Consider the following 14178-nt stretch of genomic DNA (forward strand, 5'->3'; position numbering starts at 1 on the left):
TTGGCTTATTCCACGGCGGGCAGCTGGTATTTAATATATTGACGCAGCGCCTCGTGCATCTGGCTATTCCTTTCGTCCTCTAAGCCGCGCTCTTCATATTCTTTCGCCAGTTGAATAATCACCTCATCATATTTCCCTTTGAAGGTGATGTTATTTACCGCCACCTGCTTAATCATTAACTCGCGCAAGGCAGCGACTTCAATCTGCAGCTGGTTTACCGTTGCTTCCAGCTCGTTTACGCGTTCTTCATTCGACATAGGTTCTCCGGATGTTATTAAGCTGTGACCGTATCAGGGGCTGAATATCGCATTCGCATGCGTGTAATTCAAGCGTGAAGCGGTTACTTCGCCACCGGCAGATCCGCTCAGGGCTTGAGTCTGTGACGCGCTGCGAAAAATAAAAAGCAAGACCTGTTTCCTGTCGAGAAACATATTATATGCTGTTCTCAGCAGGAAACGCGGAGGCGTGACGTGATTAAAAGCTGGAAGCATAAAGGATTACAAAGTTGTTTGAGGAAGATGATAGCAGCGGCGTCCAGGCGCAGGACGCGGAACGCATTCGGCTTCGCCTGGAGTGACCCCGGGACCATAGACAAATCTGCCCTATATTTTGAGCATAGGAGGAGTCTATGGGCACACCACGATTTACCCCTGAGTTTAAAGAAGAAGCTGTCCGCCAGATCACCGAGCGGGGCTATTCCATCGCCGACGTTTCTGAACGCCTGGGCGTCTCGCAGCACAGCCTTTATAAATGGGTCCGCTCCATAAAACCTGATGACACCGGGGACCAGGCGCAGGATCTGCTGGATGCCCGGACGGAGATCCTCCGGTTGAAAGCGCAGCTCAAGCGAACTGAGGAGGAGCGGGATATCCTGAAAAAGGCGGTGCGGTACTTTGCAAGGGAGCCCGACTAAAGTACCGCTTCATTAACGATCACCGTCAGGTCTGGTCGGTCGCACTGATGTGTCGGGTTCTGAAGGTTGCCCGTTCCGGTTTTTACGTCTGGCTCCACTGCCCGTTATCAGCTGGAGAGCAGGATAATCAGCGGCTGCTGACGCTTATCCGCGACTCTTATACCCTGAGTGGCGGCGTCTATGAGTACCGGCGTGTCCACAGTGACCTGCGAGAAATCGGAGAGGTATGCAGTAAAAACAGGGTAGCGAAAATGATGCGGCAGAACAGAATCAAGGCCGTATATGGCTGTAAAATCCCGAGAGGAGCACGGGGACGTCCGTCAGTCATTGCTCCTAACCGGGTATAGCGGGAGTTCACAGTCGTTAAACCGAACCAGGTCTGGGTAACGGATATTACCTACATACGGACTTGGCAGGGCTGGCTGTATCTGGCCGTGGTGATAGACCTGTTTGCCCGCAATGTGGTGGGCTGGTCAATGAAACCCTCACTGTCGCGCGAACTGGCGCTGGATGCTCTCCTGATGGCCGTCTGGCGACGAAGGCCTGAGGAAACCGTTATCGTACACAGCGACCAGGGCAGCCAGTATGGCAGCGATGACTGGCGACGGTTCTGCCAGGCTAATAACCTGTCACCCAGCATGAGCCGGCGCGGCAACTGCTGGGATAATGCAGTGGCAGAATCCTTCTTCAGTTCGCTAAAAAAAGAGCGCATCAGAAAGCGGATCTATAAAACCCGGGACATGGCCCGGGCTGATATCTTTGATTATATCGAAGTGTTCTACAACCGGACCCGACGCCACAGCCACCTGGGAGGTGTCAGTCCAGAGGCCTTCGAAAAAGCCTCGTCGTGAGGACAGTGAATGTCTACGGGAACGGGGTCACTCCATTAACGGCGACCGTTATACCTTACAATCCGCGTTTTGCCATCAACCGCGCTAAATCCACCAGACGATTGGAGAAGCCCCATTCGTTATCGTACCAGGCAAGAATCTTCACCAGATTGCCGCCAATCACCAGCGTCGAAAGCCCATCAATAATCGATGAACGAGCATCGCCCTGATAATCGCTTGATACCAGCGGCTCGTCGCTGTATCCAAGAATCCCCTTCAGCGGACCTTCTGCCGCCGCGGCTTTAAACGCGTCATTCACCTCTTCTGCGGTCACGTCGCGTTTCAGCGTCACGGTCAAATCCACAATCGACACCACCGGCACCGGCACGCGCAGGGAATAGCCGGTCAATCGACCCTCCAGCTCCGGAATCACCCGACCGAGCGCCTTCGCCGCCCCGCTTGAGTAAGGCACAATCGACAACGCCGCCGCCCGCGCACCGCGCAGATCTTTCTCAGGCTGATCGTGCAGCACCTGGCTGTTGGTATAAGCATGCGTGGTGTTCATTAAACCGTGCTCAATACCAAACGCCTGATGCAGCACCGCCGCCGCTGGCGCTAGGCCGTTGGTGGTGCAGCTGCCGTTACTCACCACAAAGTGCTGCTGCGGATCGTAACGTTGATCGTTCACGCCCAGCACAATTGTCAGGTCATCGTTCTTGCCCGGCGCGGAGATAATCACGCGTTTCGCGCCACCGCTGGTGATGTGCACTGCGGCTTTGTCGCGTTCGGTGAAGAAGCCGGTGGCTTCAATCACGATATCCACGCCGACATCGCGCCAGCGAATATTCGCCGGATCGCGCTCGCTAAACACGCGCACCGCTTTGCCATCAATGCGCAATTCGCCTTCACCGGCTTCCACTTCCGCCGGTAGCCTGCCGAGCAGGGAGTCGTGTTTCAACAGATGCGCGAGGGTTTTACTGTCGGTGAGGTCGTTGATGGCGACGATTTCAATATCATCGCTACCCAGCGCTGCACGAAAAACGTTACGTCCGATACGGCCAAAGCCGTTAATGCCGATCTTAGTCATGATTGACTCCTTTTCCGAAGATGCTGGAGTCACTCTAAGCCGATGGTGTGATGGCGTAAACGCCAAAAAAGGATCACTTTACGCCAATTTCCGGCAGTGGAAGCGCTGGCGATATTCACCCGGCGTGAGATGCAGTTGACGCTCAAAGCTGCGGCGTAAATTGATGCTGCTACCAAAGCCGGTATGTTGCGCGATGCGATCCAGCGTGTCGTTGCTTTGCTCCAGCTGTTCACGCGCTGCGGCGAGACGCGCTTCGGCCACATAGCGCGCGGGCGGCGCGCCGGTTTCACGGGTGAACACGCGGGTAAAGTTGCGCGGGCTCATGGCGACGCGCTCCGCCAGTTTCTCGACAGAGAGATCTTCGGCGAGGTTGGCGCGGATCCAGTGCTGCAGTTCACCGATCGGGCCAATGCCGCTCGGCGTTTGCAGATGAAAACGGCTGAACTGCATCTGTCCGCCGGGACGGCGCAGATACATCACCATGTCCTGCGCAATATCACGCGCCACGCTAAAGCCGAAATCCTCTTCCACCAGCGCTAATGTCAGGTCAAAGCCCGAGCTGACGCCGCCGGAGGTCCAGATCGGTCCGTCCTGAATAAACAGCGGACCGCCTTCCACCTGAATCTCTGGATAGCGCGATTGCAAGGTATCGAGCAAGCGCCAGTGTGTGGTGGCGCGGCGACCTGCCAGCAAGCCGGATTCCGCCAGCAGCATCGCGCCGCCACATACCGACACCACGCGGCGCGCCTGCGGAGCCGCCAGCTTGATGAAATCGACCACCATATTGCCTTCTTCCGCGCTGTCGCCGCGCCCGGTGATCATGATGGTGTCCCACGCAGTGCGCGGATCGAGATCGGCCAGTTTGAGGTCGGCTAATAGATTGAGGCCGGATTGGCCGTGGATCACCTGATGCGATTGGGTGGTGGCGAGGCTAACGCGATAGCGTTGCTGATCGACGCCAACCGGCAGATGCTGATTGGCGCGCATCAGGATATCGGCGATACCCGCCGCTTCAAACAGCATGCCGCCGTCGGGCACAATAATCAGAAAGGTTTTCATGGCGTGAAATAGATATTTTGACGGAATAAGCCAGAGTGTCTCATGGCGGCAATATTATGCACAATCCGTAGCGGCGCAATTTAATGCGCAATAAATTGCGCCGTTACGGGAGGGTGCAATCATCCATATTGATTACACAGATGATTTATTCGCTACGCCGATGCGCCACTGCTCGGGTGGCAACGTGCCGTTCACCGCGAAATCACCGACGATGCGATCCTTGTAAATGCGTGGATTGTGCGAGGAAAGGGTGCGCACGTTGCGCCAGAAGCGGTCCAGCCCCAGCGGTTTCAGCGTGGCTGACGCGCCCAGCGCATCAAACAGCGTCGAGCTGGCATTGAGCAGCAGATCGCTCACCACATTCAGCGACTGCGACACTTCCAGCTCGGCGATCGCCACCGCATGGTTCTCTAACGCCTGATCGCCGCTGAAGTGCGCGTCATACGCACGCTGCACCGCGCTGGCGGCGTGCAGCACAATCGCGCCGCTGCTGTAGGCTGCGCCGCGCAGGCGTCCAACCACTTGCAAAATCTGCGCATCCTGCGCGGCACGCGGCGCATTGCCGTTGCTGTAAGTGCGGGTACGCGACGCCACCTGCTGCGCCACTTCACCGCTCTGCGCGCGGCCAATGCCAGCCAGCGTCGCCAGATGAATCAGCTGATAAAACGCCGGTGAATACCTGAAATGAATCTCTTCGTTGATGTCATCGGCGGCGATCTTCACGTTGGCAAAAATCGCCGTGCCGCTGGCGGTCAGGGTTTGGCCGAAACCGTTCCAGTCGTCGAGCACCGTCACGCCCTCGGCGGTGCGGGATACCGTCACCGATATGCCTTTGCCGTTTTCATCGGTGATGCCGATATCAATCCAGTCAGAATAGAGCGAGCCGGTAGTGTAAAACTTGCGGCCATTGAGCCGCCAGGATTCGCCGCTGCGTGCAATGCGCGTGGAGAATTCAGACTGACGCGCATCGCCGGTTTCGCTCCACGCTGGCCCAACGATTTCACCGCGTCCAAGGCGCGTTAGCCACTTATCCTGAAACGGGCTGCTGCCGCTGTTCAGCACGTTCTCCACAAAGCCGAGATGACCGCGAATCGATTGCACCAGATTAGAATCCGCCTCGCCGAGCTCAATCAGCAGCGCGAACAGCTCAGGCAGCGTCGCGCCGAGTCCGCCATGGCTCTCCGGCACGCGCAGTGCGGTGAAACCGCTCTGTTTCAACCAGGCAATTTGCTCCAGCGGCAGTTGACGCTGCAGCTCTCGCTCAATCGCGCCCGCGCGTATGTTCCTGAACACAGGACGGAAACGCTCCGCCAGCTGTTCATAACGAGATGACGGGCCAGCTCCCCAACCTGATTCGATGTGCGACATGACGCTTCTCTCCAGCATAGAAATTTTCATTACTATGTCATCGCCATCGGGCGCGATTTAATGCTTTTTCTGCGTAAGCTATTTCGCCAAATAACTAAACTCAGCTTATTTCACTATATGGAACAAATGATTCATTTCTGCATATTGACTGCCACTATTGTTATTTGCCGCGCTTTATATCTGTGTTCTATTCAAACGCGACTCCGAAAATTACCCATTAATTTCCAGAAAATATAATTTCAAGCGGAATAGATCCACGCGAAATCTGTTATTAGCGTTTGACCGGGAAATAGTGAGAAATGAAATATCAGGTTCTTCAGCGCTTATTCATACCGATATGGGCGACGATAAGTGGTGCGTTGCCCTTAAGCGTTAGCGCGCAGACCGTGCCGCCCCATTATAGCGACGGCACGCTGGTCTATCTGCATGAGCAGGAGCCGCCATGCTTGTGGGGCGGCTGGGTGCAGCAAGCTTATTTATCGCGTCAGGTTTTTGATTATCTGGTGAGTTATGACAACGGACAGATTCGTCCGTGGCTGGCTGCCAGCTGGAGTGAATCCGTCGATCGTAAAACCATTACTTTTCATCTACGCCACGACGTTAAATTTACCGATGGTGATCTGTTTAATGCCGATGCAGTTATTGCGAATTATCCGGCGTGGCAAAAAGGCATAGGCTGGCACGGTTTTACTTATATGACCGGATTTACCAAGGTCGATGATTATACCGTGGCGCTACATTTATCTGAGCCGAATCCTGAAATCTATAACGTGCTGGCAAATGGTCATTACGGATTTCAATCACCCAATTCACTGGCGCATAACAGCAGCGAGCAGAAGTGCTTACGACCGGTCGGCACCGGACCGTGGAAAGTGGCGCGCTGGGTGCGCGGCGATGGCATCAGTTTTGTGCGCAATGACGACTATCGCTGGGCACCGCCAAACGCGCACCACAACGGCCCGGCATATCTCAAGCATCTGGAGTGGAAGTTCGTGCCGGATGCCACCACGCGCTGGGGCGCACTGGTGAGCGGCGGCGCGGATGTCATTTATCAGCCGCCATCCGCGCAGTGGCAGGCGCTGCAGCATCATTATCAAACGCTCTCCTACGTCGCCACCGGACGGCCGCAGGCGTTCTCCTTTAATGTGCAGCGCGGTCCGTTTACCGATCAGCGGGTGCGCCAGGCGTTTGCTTACGCGCTGGACCGCAAGCAGATCGTCAAAACCGTGTTCAAAGGTGCGGTACCGTATGAGGGCAACGGCTCGCTGAGTAAAAGCACGCCGCTCTATCTCAATGTCGACGATCGCTATTCACTCAATATCGCCAAAGCTAATCAGCTGCTGGACGCCGCCGGCTGGACCGGGCGCGATGCCGCCGGCTATCGCACCAAAGACGGCAAAACGCTGGATGCGCGCTTGCCGTTTATTCAGGCGATTATCGACCAGGAGGGCGCGCTGATGCTGCAGGCGGTGCAGGATCAGGTCAAACGCGTTGGCATCAAGCTGGATCTGATCCCGCTAACGCAAACCGAAGGCTTTGCCGGCGCACGTTCGCGTCCGGCAGATAAAGAAATCAGCTTTGGTTACTGGGTTTGGCCGTCGCCCAACATCCTCGACATCGTCTACAACCATGCGCTTAACGGCGCGTTCAACGGCAATAACACCAGCTTTTTCAATAATCCCGAAGTGGAAGCGCAAATCCTTGATGCACAGCGCGATCCCGATGCGCAACGGCGTCAGCAAAAATTCGACCTGCTGCAAAAGTGGTTTGACGATCAGGCGATTGCCATCGGCGGCTACAACTTCACCTACAACGTGGCCATCGCCAACAACATTCGCGGGCTTTGGCAGGATCAGGGCAATGGATTGCTGAACTTTAACGATGCTTACTTCGTGCAGGAGCAGCCATGAGTGAATTAACGTCATCGTCGCCGCAAAACAGCAGCGCCGATGTGGCCAGCGTTGCCGCACCACGCAGCAGCACGGCGTCGCTGTTGCGGCGAATTTCACTGCGCATCGCCTCCGCGCTGTTCGTGCTGTGGGGCACCATCACCGTGACGTTTTTGGTGCTGTCGGTGCTGCCGGGCGATCGCGCCACCATCCTGCTGAATATCACTTCCGGGCAGGTGATTGAACGCACGCCGGCGGAGCTGGCACCGATCAATGCGCAGTACGGTTTCGATAAGCCGATTGTCGAGCAGTATCTGCACTATTTCTGGCGGCTGCTGCACGCCGATTTTGGTTTCTCCTTTGAGTTGCAGCGGCCGGTGGTGCACATCATCGCCGAGCAGCTGTTGCCGACCTTTACTCTGGCGATTGCCGCGCTGCTGCTGGCGTGGATCATCGCCATTCCATGGACGCTGCTCACCGCCGGACGTAACCGTCGGCTGGCGGCATTCGGTTCAGCGGTGGAAACCATCATGGCCGGATTGCCGCAGTACTGGATTGGTATTCTGCTGCTGATTGTTTTCGCCATCGGTCTGCGCTGGTTCCCGGTGGTCGGCGGCACCAGCCTGCTCGGCACCGTGCTGCCCGCCATCACGCTGGCGATTCCGCTGGCGGGCTTTATGGGTCACGCCATTCGCGGCGAATTTGAACGCAGCATGCAGCAGCCGTTTGTGCTGTCGGCGCGGGCGCGCGGCATGAGTCTGGCGGGCGTGCGGCTGCGCCATGTATTACGCCACGCCCTGATTCCGGCCATCACGCTCAGCGGCTGGGCAATTGGCAATTTGCTCTCTGGCGCGGTGCTGGTGGAAGCGGTGTTTGCCCGGCCGGGCCTCGGCAATGTGCTGGTCAATGCGGTGAGCAACAAGGATTTTGCGCTGGTCTCCGGCATCGTGATTCTCATCAGTTTCCTCTACATCGTCATTAACCTGGTGGTTGACCTGATTTACCTGATCGTCGATCCCCGCCTGCGAGGTCGCGCATGACAACTCATCTCACGGATTACGCCGGACCGCGCACCGCGCGTGTCAGCTGGCAATTGCCGCTTTCGGTGCTGCTTTCCGCCATTGTGGCGCTGTTCTTTATTGTCGCGGCCATCGCGCCTGGCGTGCTGGCGACGCACGATCCCTTCAGCACCAATCTCTATCGCGCGCTGCAAGCGCCTTCGTGGGCCAATTGGCTCGGCACCGATGACATTGGCCGCGATCTCTATAGCCGCATTATCTGGGGCACGCGTCAGTCGCTGCTGATTGGCATCGGCGCGATGGTGATTGCGCTGTTGGGTGCGGTGGTGCTCGGCTTTAGCGCCGCGCTGGGACCGCGCTGGCTGGCGGAGCCGGTTAATCGTCTGCTGGAGATCCTGCTGGCGTTTCCCACCTTGCTGCTGGCGCTGCTGTTTGTCGCGCTGCTGGGTCCCTCCGCCAGCAGTTTGCTGATCTCGGTCGGCATTGGCACCGCGCCGGGTTACGCGCGTTTGGTGCGGGCCCAGGCATTGCAGGTCAAACAATCCGGTTATGTCGAAGCGGCGCGTGCGCTCGGACATCCGTGGCCACGGCTGTTTACCCAACACATCGCGCCAAACGTGTTCCGGCCGCTGTTCTCGCTGGTGGCGTTAGGCATCGGGCAATCGGTGGTGTGGGCATCCGGTCTGTCGTTTCTTGGATTAGGCGTGGTGCCGCCGTCGCCGGAGTGGGGCGCGCTGCTTGAAGCCGGAAAAATTAACGTCACCGTCGCCTGGTGGCTGGAAGTCTTGCCGGGCATTGCCATTGTGCTGGTGGCGCTGTCGTTTACGCAGATTGGCCGCTACATCCAGCAGCGAGCGGAAGGAGAGACGCGCTAATGAGCAATACTGTGATTGATGTGCGCGGCCTGAATATCTGGGCCAGCAGCGAAAGCGGGCAACCGCGCCATATTGTGAAGAACGTCAGCTTCGCGCTGCAACGCGGGCAATGTCTGGCGCTAGTGGGTGAATCGGGATCGGGAAAAAGCGTCACCGCCCGTTCGCTGGTGGGATTAGCCGGTGACGGATTACACGTGCAGGCTGACACGCTGAGGCTGCACGGTGAGACGCTGCAGCAGCGGAGCGACAGTTGGTGGCGCAAGGTGCGCGGCAGCAAAGTGGGTTTCATTTTGCAGGACGCGCTGGTGTCGCTGGATCCGCTGCGCCCGGTGGGCAAAGAGATCGCCGAAGCGCTGGCGCTGCATGGTTGGGGCAACGCCGCCAGCCGCCAGCAGAAAGTGCAGGCCTTGCTGGAAGAGGTCGGCGTGCCGCAGGCGGCTTATCGCGCCAGCCAGCGGCCGGGAGAGCTGTCGGGCGGTTTGCGCCAGCGCGCATTGATCGCCTCGGCGATTGCGCTGCATCCGGATGTGCTGATCGCCGATGAGCCCACCACCGCGCTGGATGTCACGGTGCAGGCGCAGGTGCTGGAAGTGCTGCGGCAGATGCTGGATCGCGGCACCAGCGTGATTCTGATTAGCCACGATCTGGCGGTGGTGGCAAAAATCGCCGATCAAATTCTGGTGATGCAGGGCGGATCGATTGTGGAGGCCGGCTCAGCGCAGCAGGTGCTGCAACAGCCGCAGCATGCGTATACCCAAGGTTTGATAAACGCGATTCCCAGCGAACACACCAAAGGACAACGCCTTTCCGGCAGCGCACCCAGCGTGCCAATCCCAACTGTAACGCCCTCGGATGAAGTGCTGCTGGAAGCGCAGCATATCATGAAGCGTTTTCGCGGGCACCGCGCCGTCGATGACGTTTCCTTTACCCTGAAGCGCGGCGAGACGCTGGGAATTGTCGGCGAGTCGGGTTCCGGTAAAACCACCTTGTCGCGCATCGCGCTGGCGCTGGAATCACCGGACAGCGGCGAGGTGCTGTTTGCCGGCCAGCCGTGGAGCCATGCGTCCGCCGCCGATCAGCGTGCCATTCGTCGCCAGATTGCGGTGGTATATCAGGATCCGCTCTCTTCGTTCGATCCGCGCTGGCGCGTGGCCGACATCCTGCTGGATGCGATTGCGCTCGATCGGCAGGCGCCGACGCAGGCGCCGCGCGAGCGGGCTATTAGCCTGCTGCAAGCGGTTGGGCTCGGCGCGGAGCATCTCAACCAATGGCCGGCGCGCATGTCGGGCGGCCAGCGGCAGCGTGTGGCGATTGCCCGCGCGATTGCGACCCATCCCAAAGTGATTGTGCTCGACGAAGCGGTCTCGGCGCTGGACGTCACCATTCAGGCGCAGATTCTCGATCTGCTCAGCGATCTGCAGGCGCAGCTCGGCGTCAGCTATCTGTTTATCTCGCACGATCTTGGCGTGATCCATCACATGAGCGATCGCGTGCTGGTGATGCAGAACGGCCAGGCGGTCGAGCAGGGCGCCGCCGATGAGGTGTTCTACCGCCCGCGCCATCCTTACACCCAGACGTTACTTGCCTCGCTGCCACGCCTGGCCGCGCTGGAAACTGCCTAACTTTGCTACTGGAGCGAACATGTCACGCGAACTGATTTATAACGGATTTTTGCATCTCACACCGAATCATCACAGCCACGGTTACTGGCGCACGCCGGAAGGTCAGGTGCAGTACAACTACAACCAGCTTGATGCCTATGTGCAGACGGTGAAAACCCTGGAAAAAGGGCTGTTTGATACCTTGTTCATCGCCGATGTAGTGGGCGTGTATGACATCGAATATGGCGACGGCAAAACCACCATGCGCGCCGGCACCCAGTTCCCCGAGCCGGATCCGATCACCATTCTTTCGGCGCTGGGTTTAGCGACTGAAAATCTCGGTCTGGTGGTGACCAGCAACGTGATTCAGACTCATCCGTTCTCGTTTGCGCGCCAAATCTCCTCGCTGGATGAATTTACCCGCGGTCGCATCGGCTGGAATATCGTGACTTCGTATCTCTCCAACGGCTTCCGCAACTACGGTTATCAGGACATTGTGCCGCACGATGAGCGCTACGAATGGGCGCAGGAGTATCTCGATGTGGCATATAAGCTGTGGGAACTGTCGTGGGAAGAGGGCGCAGTGCTGCACGATCCCGCTACTAACCGCTTTTTCGATGCTGACAAGATCCACAAAATCAACCACGTCGGTAAGCGCTATCGGGTGGAAGGCCCGCACATTGTTGAGCCGTCACCGCAGCGCAGCCCGGTGTTCTTCCAGGCCGGCAACTCGGATGCCGGACGCCGCTTTGCCGCGCGCAATGCCGAAGTGACGTTCCTGCCATCGCAAACGCCAGACACCGCGCGCAAAGATATCGCCATCCTCAATCAGGATGTGGTGGATTACGGTCGCCAGCCGGAGGATTTGAAGAAGCTGGTGATGCTTTCCACCGTGATTGGATCGACCGAGGAAGAGGCGAAGCGTAAGCAGCAATATCTGTTCGACAATATTGATATCAATGCATTGCAGGGCTTCTACAGCGGCGGTTCGGGCATCGATCTGGCGAATATCGATCCCGATACGCCGCTGACCGAACTGAGCCGCCGCGAGGAGTTCAGCCAGCACATGCGCTCGAAATTCCGTATCGCGGTCGATGCCGATTATGGGCAAGGCCGTGTGCTGACATGGCGCGAATACCTGATTCAACATGCGCTGCTACCAGGCCGTTTCGCCGGTACGCCAGAACAGATCGCCGACCGGGTGCAGCAGTTTGCTGATGCTGGCGTTGATGGTTTTAACGTGGTGCCGGTCACCACGCTCGGCTGGTGGGATGAGTGGGTTGAACACGTGGTGCCGGTGCTGCAAAAACGCGGCCTGGCGCAAACGGCGTACAAGCCAGGCACGCTGCGCGAGAAGATTTTCGGCAAGGAGAGCAAGCTGCCGGCGACGCATCCGCAACGGACGTTGACGCTGAGTTAATGCGGTCGCGGAATAAATTGCGTCGCTACGGAATCAGTGCACGTATTGGTAGCGGCGTGATTTATCGCGCAATAAGTATTAATGAATATCCTTCATAGACCCAATGCTATTTCAGGCCATTATCTTCACAATTCCTTCCGCTAACACCGCGATCCCTGAGTGGCTGCCAGGCCGCAAACTCGACGTTTAACGTATAGCCTGTAATGTCGAAGCATTTTCGATTGCATCGACATTTTTTTGTATTTGACGTTTTTTTCTCAGTGGGTATGCTCAGCCACGTCAGGATCCCCCGGCCAGGGTTGGTTGAGACGATTACAGAGAGCCCATGAAAAACAGTAATGACAAACAGTTATGCGACATCGCGATTGGTGATGCGGTGATGGAATTATTTAACCAGGATGCGCCGGTTTCGCGTACCACGCTGCTCGCGCAATTAGAGAAGATGATACATGCGGGTGTGACGGCGGAAGAGGTACGGATCGCCAGACTGGCTTTAGAGCTGGTGACGAACAGCAGCACAGCCGACAAGGTTGAGCAATCGGAAGAGAACGTGATGAGCTTTAGGGCGAAAAACGTTTCGGCGGATGACTCAACGCAGCACTGATCGCTGTATGCCGGACAAAGTTGTCCGGCATAACGGCGCGGCGTTACCAGCGGTACTTATTCGAATCTTCCCACTCTTTAACTTCTTTTTCCGCACGGTCTTTTTCATAACCGTAGCGTTCCTGGATTTTGCCGACCAGCTGATCGCGTTTTCCTTCAACCACGGTCATGTCATCATCGGTCAGGTCGCCCCATTTTTCCTTCACTTTCCCTTTGAACTGCTTCCAGTTGCCGCTAATACGATCTTCGTTCATGTTGATCTCCCTATTTCGTGGTGACTGTGTGCTGCCCTTCGCTGGCCTGATGCCAGCGGGTGAATTAATCCTGGCACAGGATTTGCGCTTTGCTTGCCTGAGCTGTGAGCTGACTCATAAATTTGCGATTGTGTGAGCCAGCGTGGAGAAAAAAAACCGTTAATAGCAAAAAGTTATTCACTAACTCTTTGCTCTATAAGGCATTATGTTTGCCCGGCTATACAGGCAAGGGTGGGTTGCGATATAGTAATCGCCGATAAGACATTTCCGTCAACTTTTGGAAACCCGCATTCCCTGATGCCATCCGTATGAGTAAAACGCAACCCACCGACATGAAAAGCAGAGAACGTGGCCGCCCCAGAGAGTTCGATATCGAACAGGCTCTGGACAAAGCCATGATTGTTTTTCGTCAGAAAGGGTTTCATGCGGCTTCACTTAACGATCTGGGCGAAGCGATGGGGTTGACAGCGGGCAGCATCTACAAGGCTTTTAAAGATAAACGCAGCTTGTTTCTGCTGGTGTTTGAACGCTATCTTTCGGTGCGTAATGCCGATCTGCGCCAGCGTCTGGCACAGTTCACCAGCGGCCGCGAGAAGCTCGGCGAGCTGCTGCAGTTTTACCTTGATTCCGCGCGGGCGGTGGAAGGTCGCACCGGCTGTTTAGTGGTGGGCAGCGCGGTAGAGCTGCAGGTGCTGGATGACGATCTTTCGCAACTGGTGAGTGAAGCGGTCATTCGTAATAAAAACTTCCTCGCCTCGCTGCTCAAACTGGGCCAGGAAGATGGCTCGGTCACGCCCAATCTGGATGTGGACACCGCCGCGGGATTGATCCTCTGCATCGCCTTTGGCATGCGCGTTGTGGGCAAGATCACCGATGTAAAAGATGAACCAGAGACCATCAAGTTAGTTATGAAGCTGCTGGACTAAAATTTGTCTAATTAGGAGTCGGATACTTCCTAAATAAGCGAAGCGTAAAGACGGAGGGCAAGTGAAAGACGAAGATTCAGATATTACGGAAGAGATTCGCGCATTGGTGGGCAGGGTAGTGACACGTATTCTGCGTCCTGATGAAGCGCTTACCGTTCAGGAACTCATAGGCGCGTTGTATCGCCTAAGTTTGCGCTCCACCGACAGCAAAACCAAAGTCGCCTGCGAGAAAGCCATTCGTATCCTGGCGAAAAAACTGCACTAATAGGGTCGCGCGTGCCGCGCCTTGTTGTTCTCCTCTGCTGAAGTCTGGCAATCCCTCGCCAAACACCTC

Annotated in this window: 13 protein-coding genes and 1 pseudogene; 9 read left to right on the forward strand and 5 right to left on the reverse strand. The window is 56.8% G+C overall.

Annotated elements, in window-relative coordinates; all coding sequences use genetic code 11:
* Window positions 1–5: 5 nt before the first annotated feature.
* Window positions 6–257, reverse strand: coding sequence for a hypothetical protein (locus K5Y33_RS03960; RefSeq protein ID WP_101760749.1), 252 nt, complete (start codon window positions 255–257; stop codon window positions 6–8).
* A 371-nt stretch (window positions 258–628) separates the two neighbouring features.
* On the opposite strand from K5Y33_RS03960, the pseudogene K5Y33_RS03965 reads away from it, so the two are divergent.
* Window positions 629–1764, forward strand: a pseudogene (locus K5Y33_RS03965) (IS3 family transposase).
* A 55-nt stretch (window positions 1765–1819) separates the two neighbouring features.
* Here the strand turns inward: K5Y33_RS03965 and gap are convergent.
* The 3 genes from gap to K5Y33_RS03980 form a co-directional block, all read right to left on the reverse strand.
* Window positions 1820–2830 (reverse strand): type I glyceraldehyde-3-phosphate dehydrogenase, encoded by a 1011-nt coding sequence (gap, locus tag K5Y33_RS03970; protein ID WP_210080819.1) that lies wholly within the window; start codon window positions 2828–2830, stop codon window positions 1820–1822.
* A gap of 78 nt (window positions 2831–2908) precedes the next feature.
* Complete coding sequence (locus tag K5Y33_RS03975; protein WP_222233293.1) at window positions 2909–3889, reverse strand: GlxA family transcriptional regulator; 981 nt, start codon at window positions 3887–3889, stop codon at window positions 2909–2911.
* Between the two features lie 132 nt (window positions 3890–4021).
* Window positions 4022–5257 carry an acyl-CoA dehydrogenase family protein gene (locus tag K5Y33_RS03980; RefSeq protein WP_222233294.1) on the reverse strand — a complete coding sequence of 412 codons (1236 nt, stop codon included), beginning with the start codon at window positions 5255–5257 and terminating at the stop codon, window positions 4022–4024.
* Window positions 5258–5556: 299 nt separating this feature from the next.
* Between K5Y33_RS03980 and K5Y33_RS03985 the strand changes: the two genes are divergently transcribed.
* From K5Y33_RS03985 to K5Y33_RS04010, 6 genes are all read left to right on the forward strand, one after another.
* The gene (locus K5Y33_RS03985) at window positions 5557–7167 is read left to right on the forward strand and encodes an ABC transporter substrate-binding protein (protein ID WP_222233295.1); all 1611 of its coding nucleotides are present in this window, start codon (window positions 5557–5559) and stop codon (window positions 7165–7167) included.
* A complete protein-coding gene (locus K5Y33_RS03990) occupies window positions 7164–8186 on the forward strand; it encodes an ABC transporter permease (RefSeq protein ID WP_222233296.1) in 1023 nt (340 codons plus the stop codon). Before K5Y33_RS03985 ends, K5Y33_RS03990 begins: the two co-directional genes overlap by 4 nt.
* A complete protein-coding gene (locus K5Y33_RS03995) occupies window positions 8183–9040 on the forward strand; it encodes an ABC transporter permease (protein ID WP_222233297.1) in 858 nt (285 codons plus the stop codon). The genes K5Y33_RS03990 and K5Y33_RS03995 overlap by 4 nt, the downstream gene beginning before the upstream one ends.
* Window positions 9040–10662, forward strand: a complete 1623-nt coding sequence (locus K5Y33_RS04000) for an ABC transporter ATP-binding protein (protein ID WP_222233298.1) — start codon at window positions 9040–9042, stop codon at window positions 10660–10662. The genes K5Y33_RS03995 and K5Y33_RS04000 overlap by 1 nt, the downstream gene beginning before the upstream one ends.
* A 19-nt stretch (window positions 10663–10681) precedes the next feature.
* Entirely contained in the window at window positions 10682–12061 is a 1380-nt protein-coding gene (locus K5Y33_RS04005) for an NtaA/DmoA family FMN-dependent monooxygenase (RefSeq protein ID WP_222233299.1), read from the forward strand.
* 325 nt (window positions 12062–12386) lie between these two features.
* Window positions 12387–12665: a hypothetical protein gene (locus tag K5Y33_RS04010; protein ID WP_101764090.1), complete on the forward strand. Its 279-nt coding sequence runs from the start codon at window positions 12387–12389 to the stop codon at window positions 12663–12665.
* A gap of 43 nt (window positions 12666–12708) precedes the next feature.
* On the opposite strand, the gene K5Y33_RS04015 is transcribed toward K5Y33_RS04010, so the two are convergent.
* Window positions 12709–12918, reverse strand: coding sequence for a CsbD family protein (locus K5Y33_RS04015; RefSeq protein WP_007892931.1), 210 nt, complete (start codon window positions 12916–12918; stop codon window positions 12709–12711).
* A 308-nt stretch (window positions 12919–13226) separates the two neighbouring features.
* On the opposite strand from K5Y33_RS04015, the gene K5Y33_RS04020 reads away from it, so the two are divergent.
* Together K5Y33_RS04020 and K5Y33_RS04025 are read left to right on the forward strand one after the other, a co-directional pair.
* Window positions 13227–13844, forward strand: coding sequence for a TetR/AcrR family transcriptional regulator (locus K5Y33_RS04020; protein ID WP_137385989.1), 618 nt, complete (start codon window positions 13227–13229; stop codon window positions 13842–13844).
* Between the two features lie 61 nt (window positions 13845–13905).
* Complete coding sequence (locus tag K5Y33_RS04025) at window positions 13906–14109, forward strand: hypothetical protein (protein ID WP_101764092.1); 204 nt, start codon at window positions 13906–13908, stop codon at window positions 14107–14109.
* The last annotated feature ends 69 nt before the right edge of the window (window positions 14110–14178 follow it).

Source organism: Pantoea sp. DY-17 (assembly GCF_019795975.1).
Classification (GTDB): Bacteria; Pseudomonadota; Gammaproteobacteria; order Enterobacterales; family Enterobacteriaceae; genus Pantoea; species Pantoea leporis.

Excerpts from the sequence above, each read along its gene's own strand:
- K5Y33_RS03960 (WP_101760749.1), bottom strand. The coding sequence starts at position 257 with ATGTCGAATGAAGAACGCGTAAACGAGCTGGAAGCAACGGTAAACCAG.
- gap (WP_210080819.1), bottom strand. The coding sequence starts at position 2,830 with ATGACTAAGATCGGCATTAACGGCTTTGGCCGTATCGGACGTAACGTT.
- K5Y33_RS03975 (WP_222233293.1), bottom strand. The coding sequence starts at position 3,889 with ATGAAAACCTTTCTGATTATTGTGCCCGACGGCGGCATGCTGTTTGAA.
- K5Y33_RS03980 (WP_222233294.1), bottom strand. The coding sequence starts at position 5,257 with ATGTCGCACATCGAATCAGGTTGGGGAGCTGGCCCGTCATCTCGTTAT.
- K5Y33_RS03985 (WP_222233295.1), top strand. The coding sequence starts at position 5,557 with ATGAAATATCAGGTTCTTCAGCGCTTATTCATACCGATATGGGCGACG.
- K5Y33_RS03990 (WP_222233296.1), top strand. The coding sequence starts at position 7,164 with ATGAGTGAATTAACGTCATCGTCGCCGCAAAACAGCAGCGCCGATGTG.
- K5Y33_RS03995 (WP_222233297.1), top strand. The coding sequence starts at position 8,183 with ATGACAACTCATCTCACGGATTACGCCGGACCGCGCACCGCGCGTGTC.
- K5Y33_RS04000 (WP_222233298.1), top strand. The coding sequence starts at position 9,040 with ATGAGCAATACTGTGATTGATGTGCGCGGCCTGAATATCTGGGCCAGC.
- K5Y33_RS04005 (WP_222233299.1), top strand. The coding sequence starts at position 10,682 with ATGTCACGCGAACTGATTTATAACGGATTTTTGCATCTCACACCGAAT.
- K5Y33_RS04010 (WP_101764090.1), top strand. The coding sequence starts at position 12,387 with ATGAAAAACAGTAATGACAAACAGTTATGCGACATCGCGATTGGTGAT.
- K5Y33_RS04015 (WP_007892931.1), bottom strand. The coding sequence starts at position 12,918 with ATGAACGAAGATCGTATTAGCGGCAACTGGAAGCAGTTCAAAGGGAAA.
- K5Y33_RS04020 (WP_137385989.1), top strand. The coding sequence starts at position 13,227 with ATGAGTAAAACGCAACCCACCGACATGAAAAGCAGAGAACGTGGCCGC.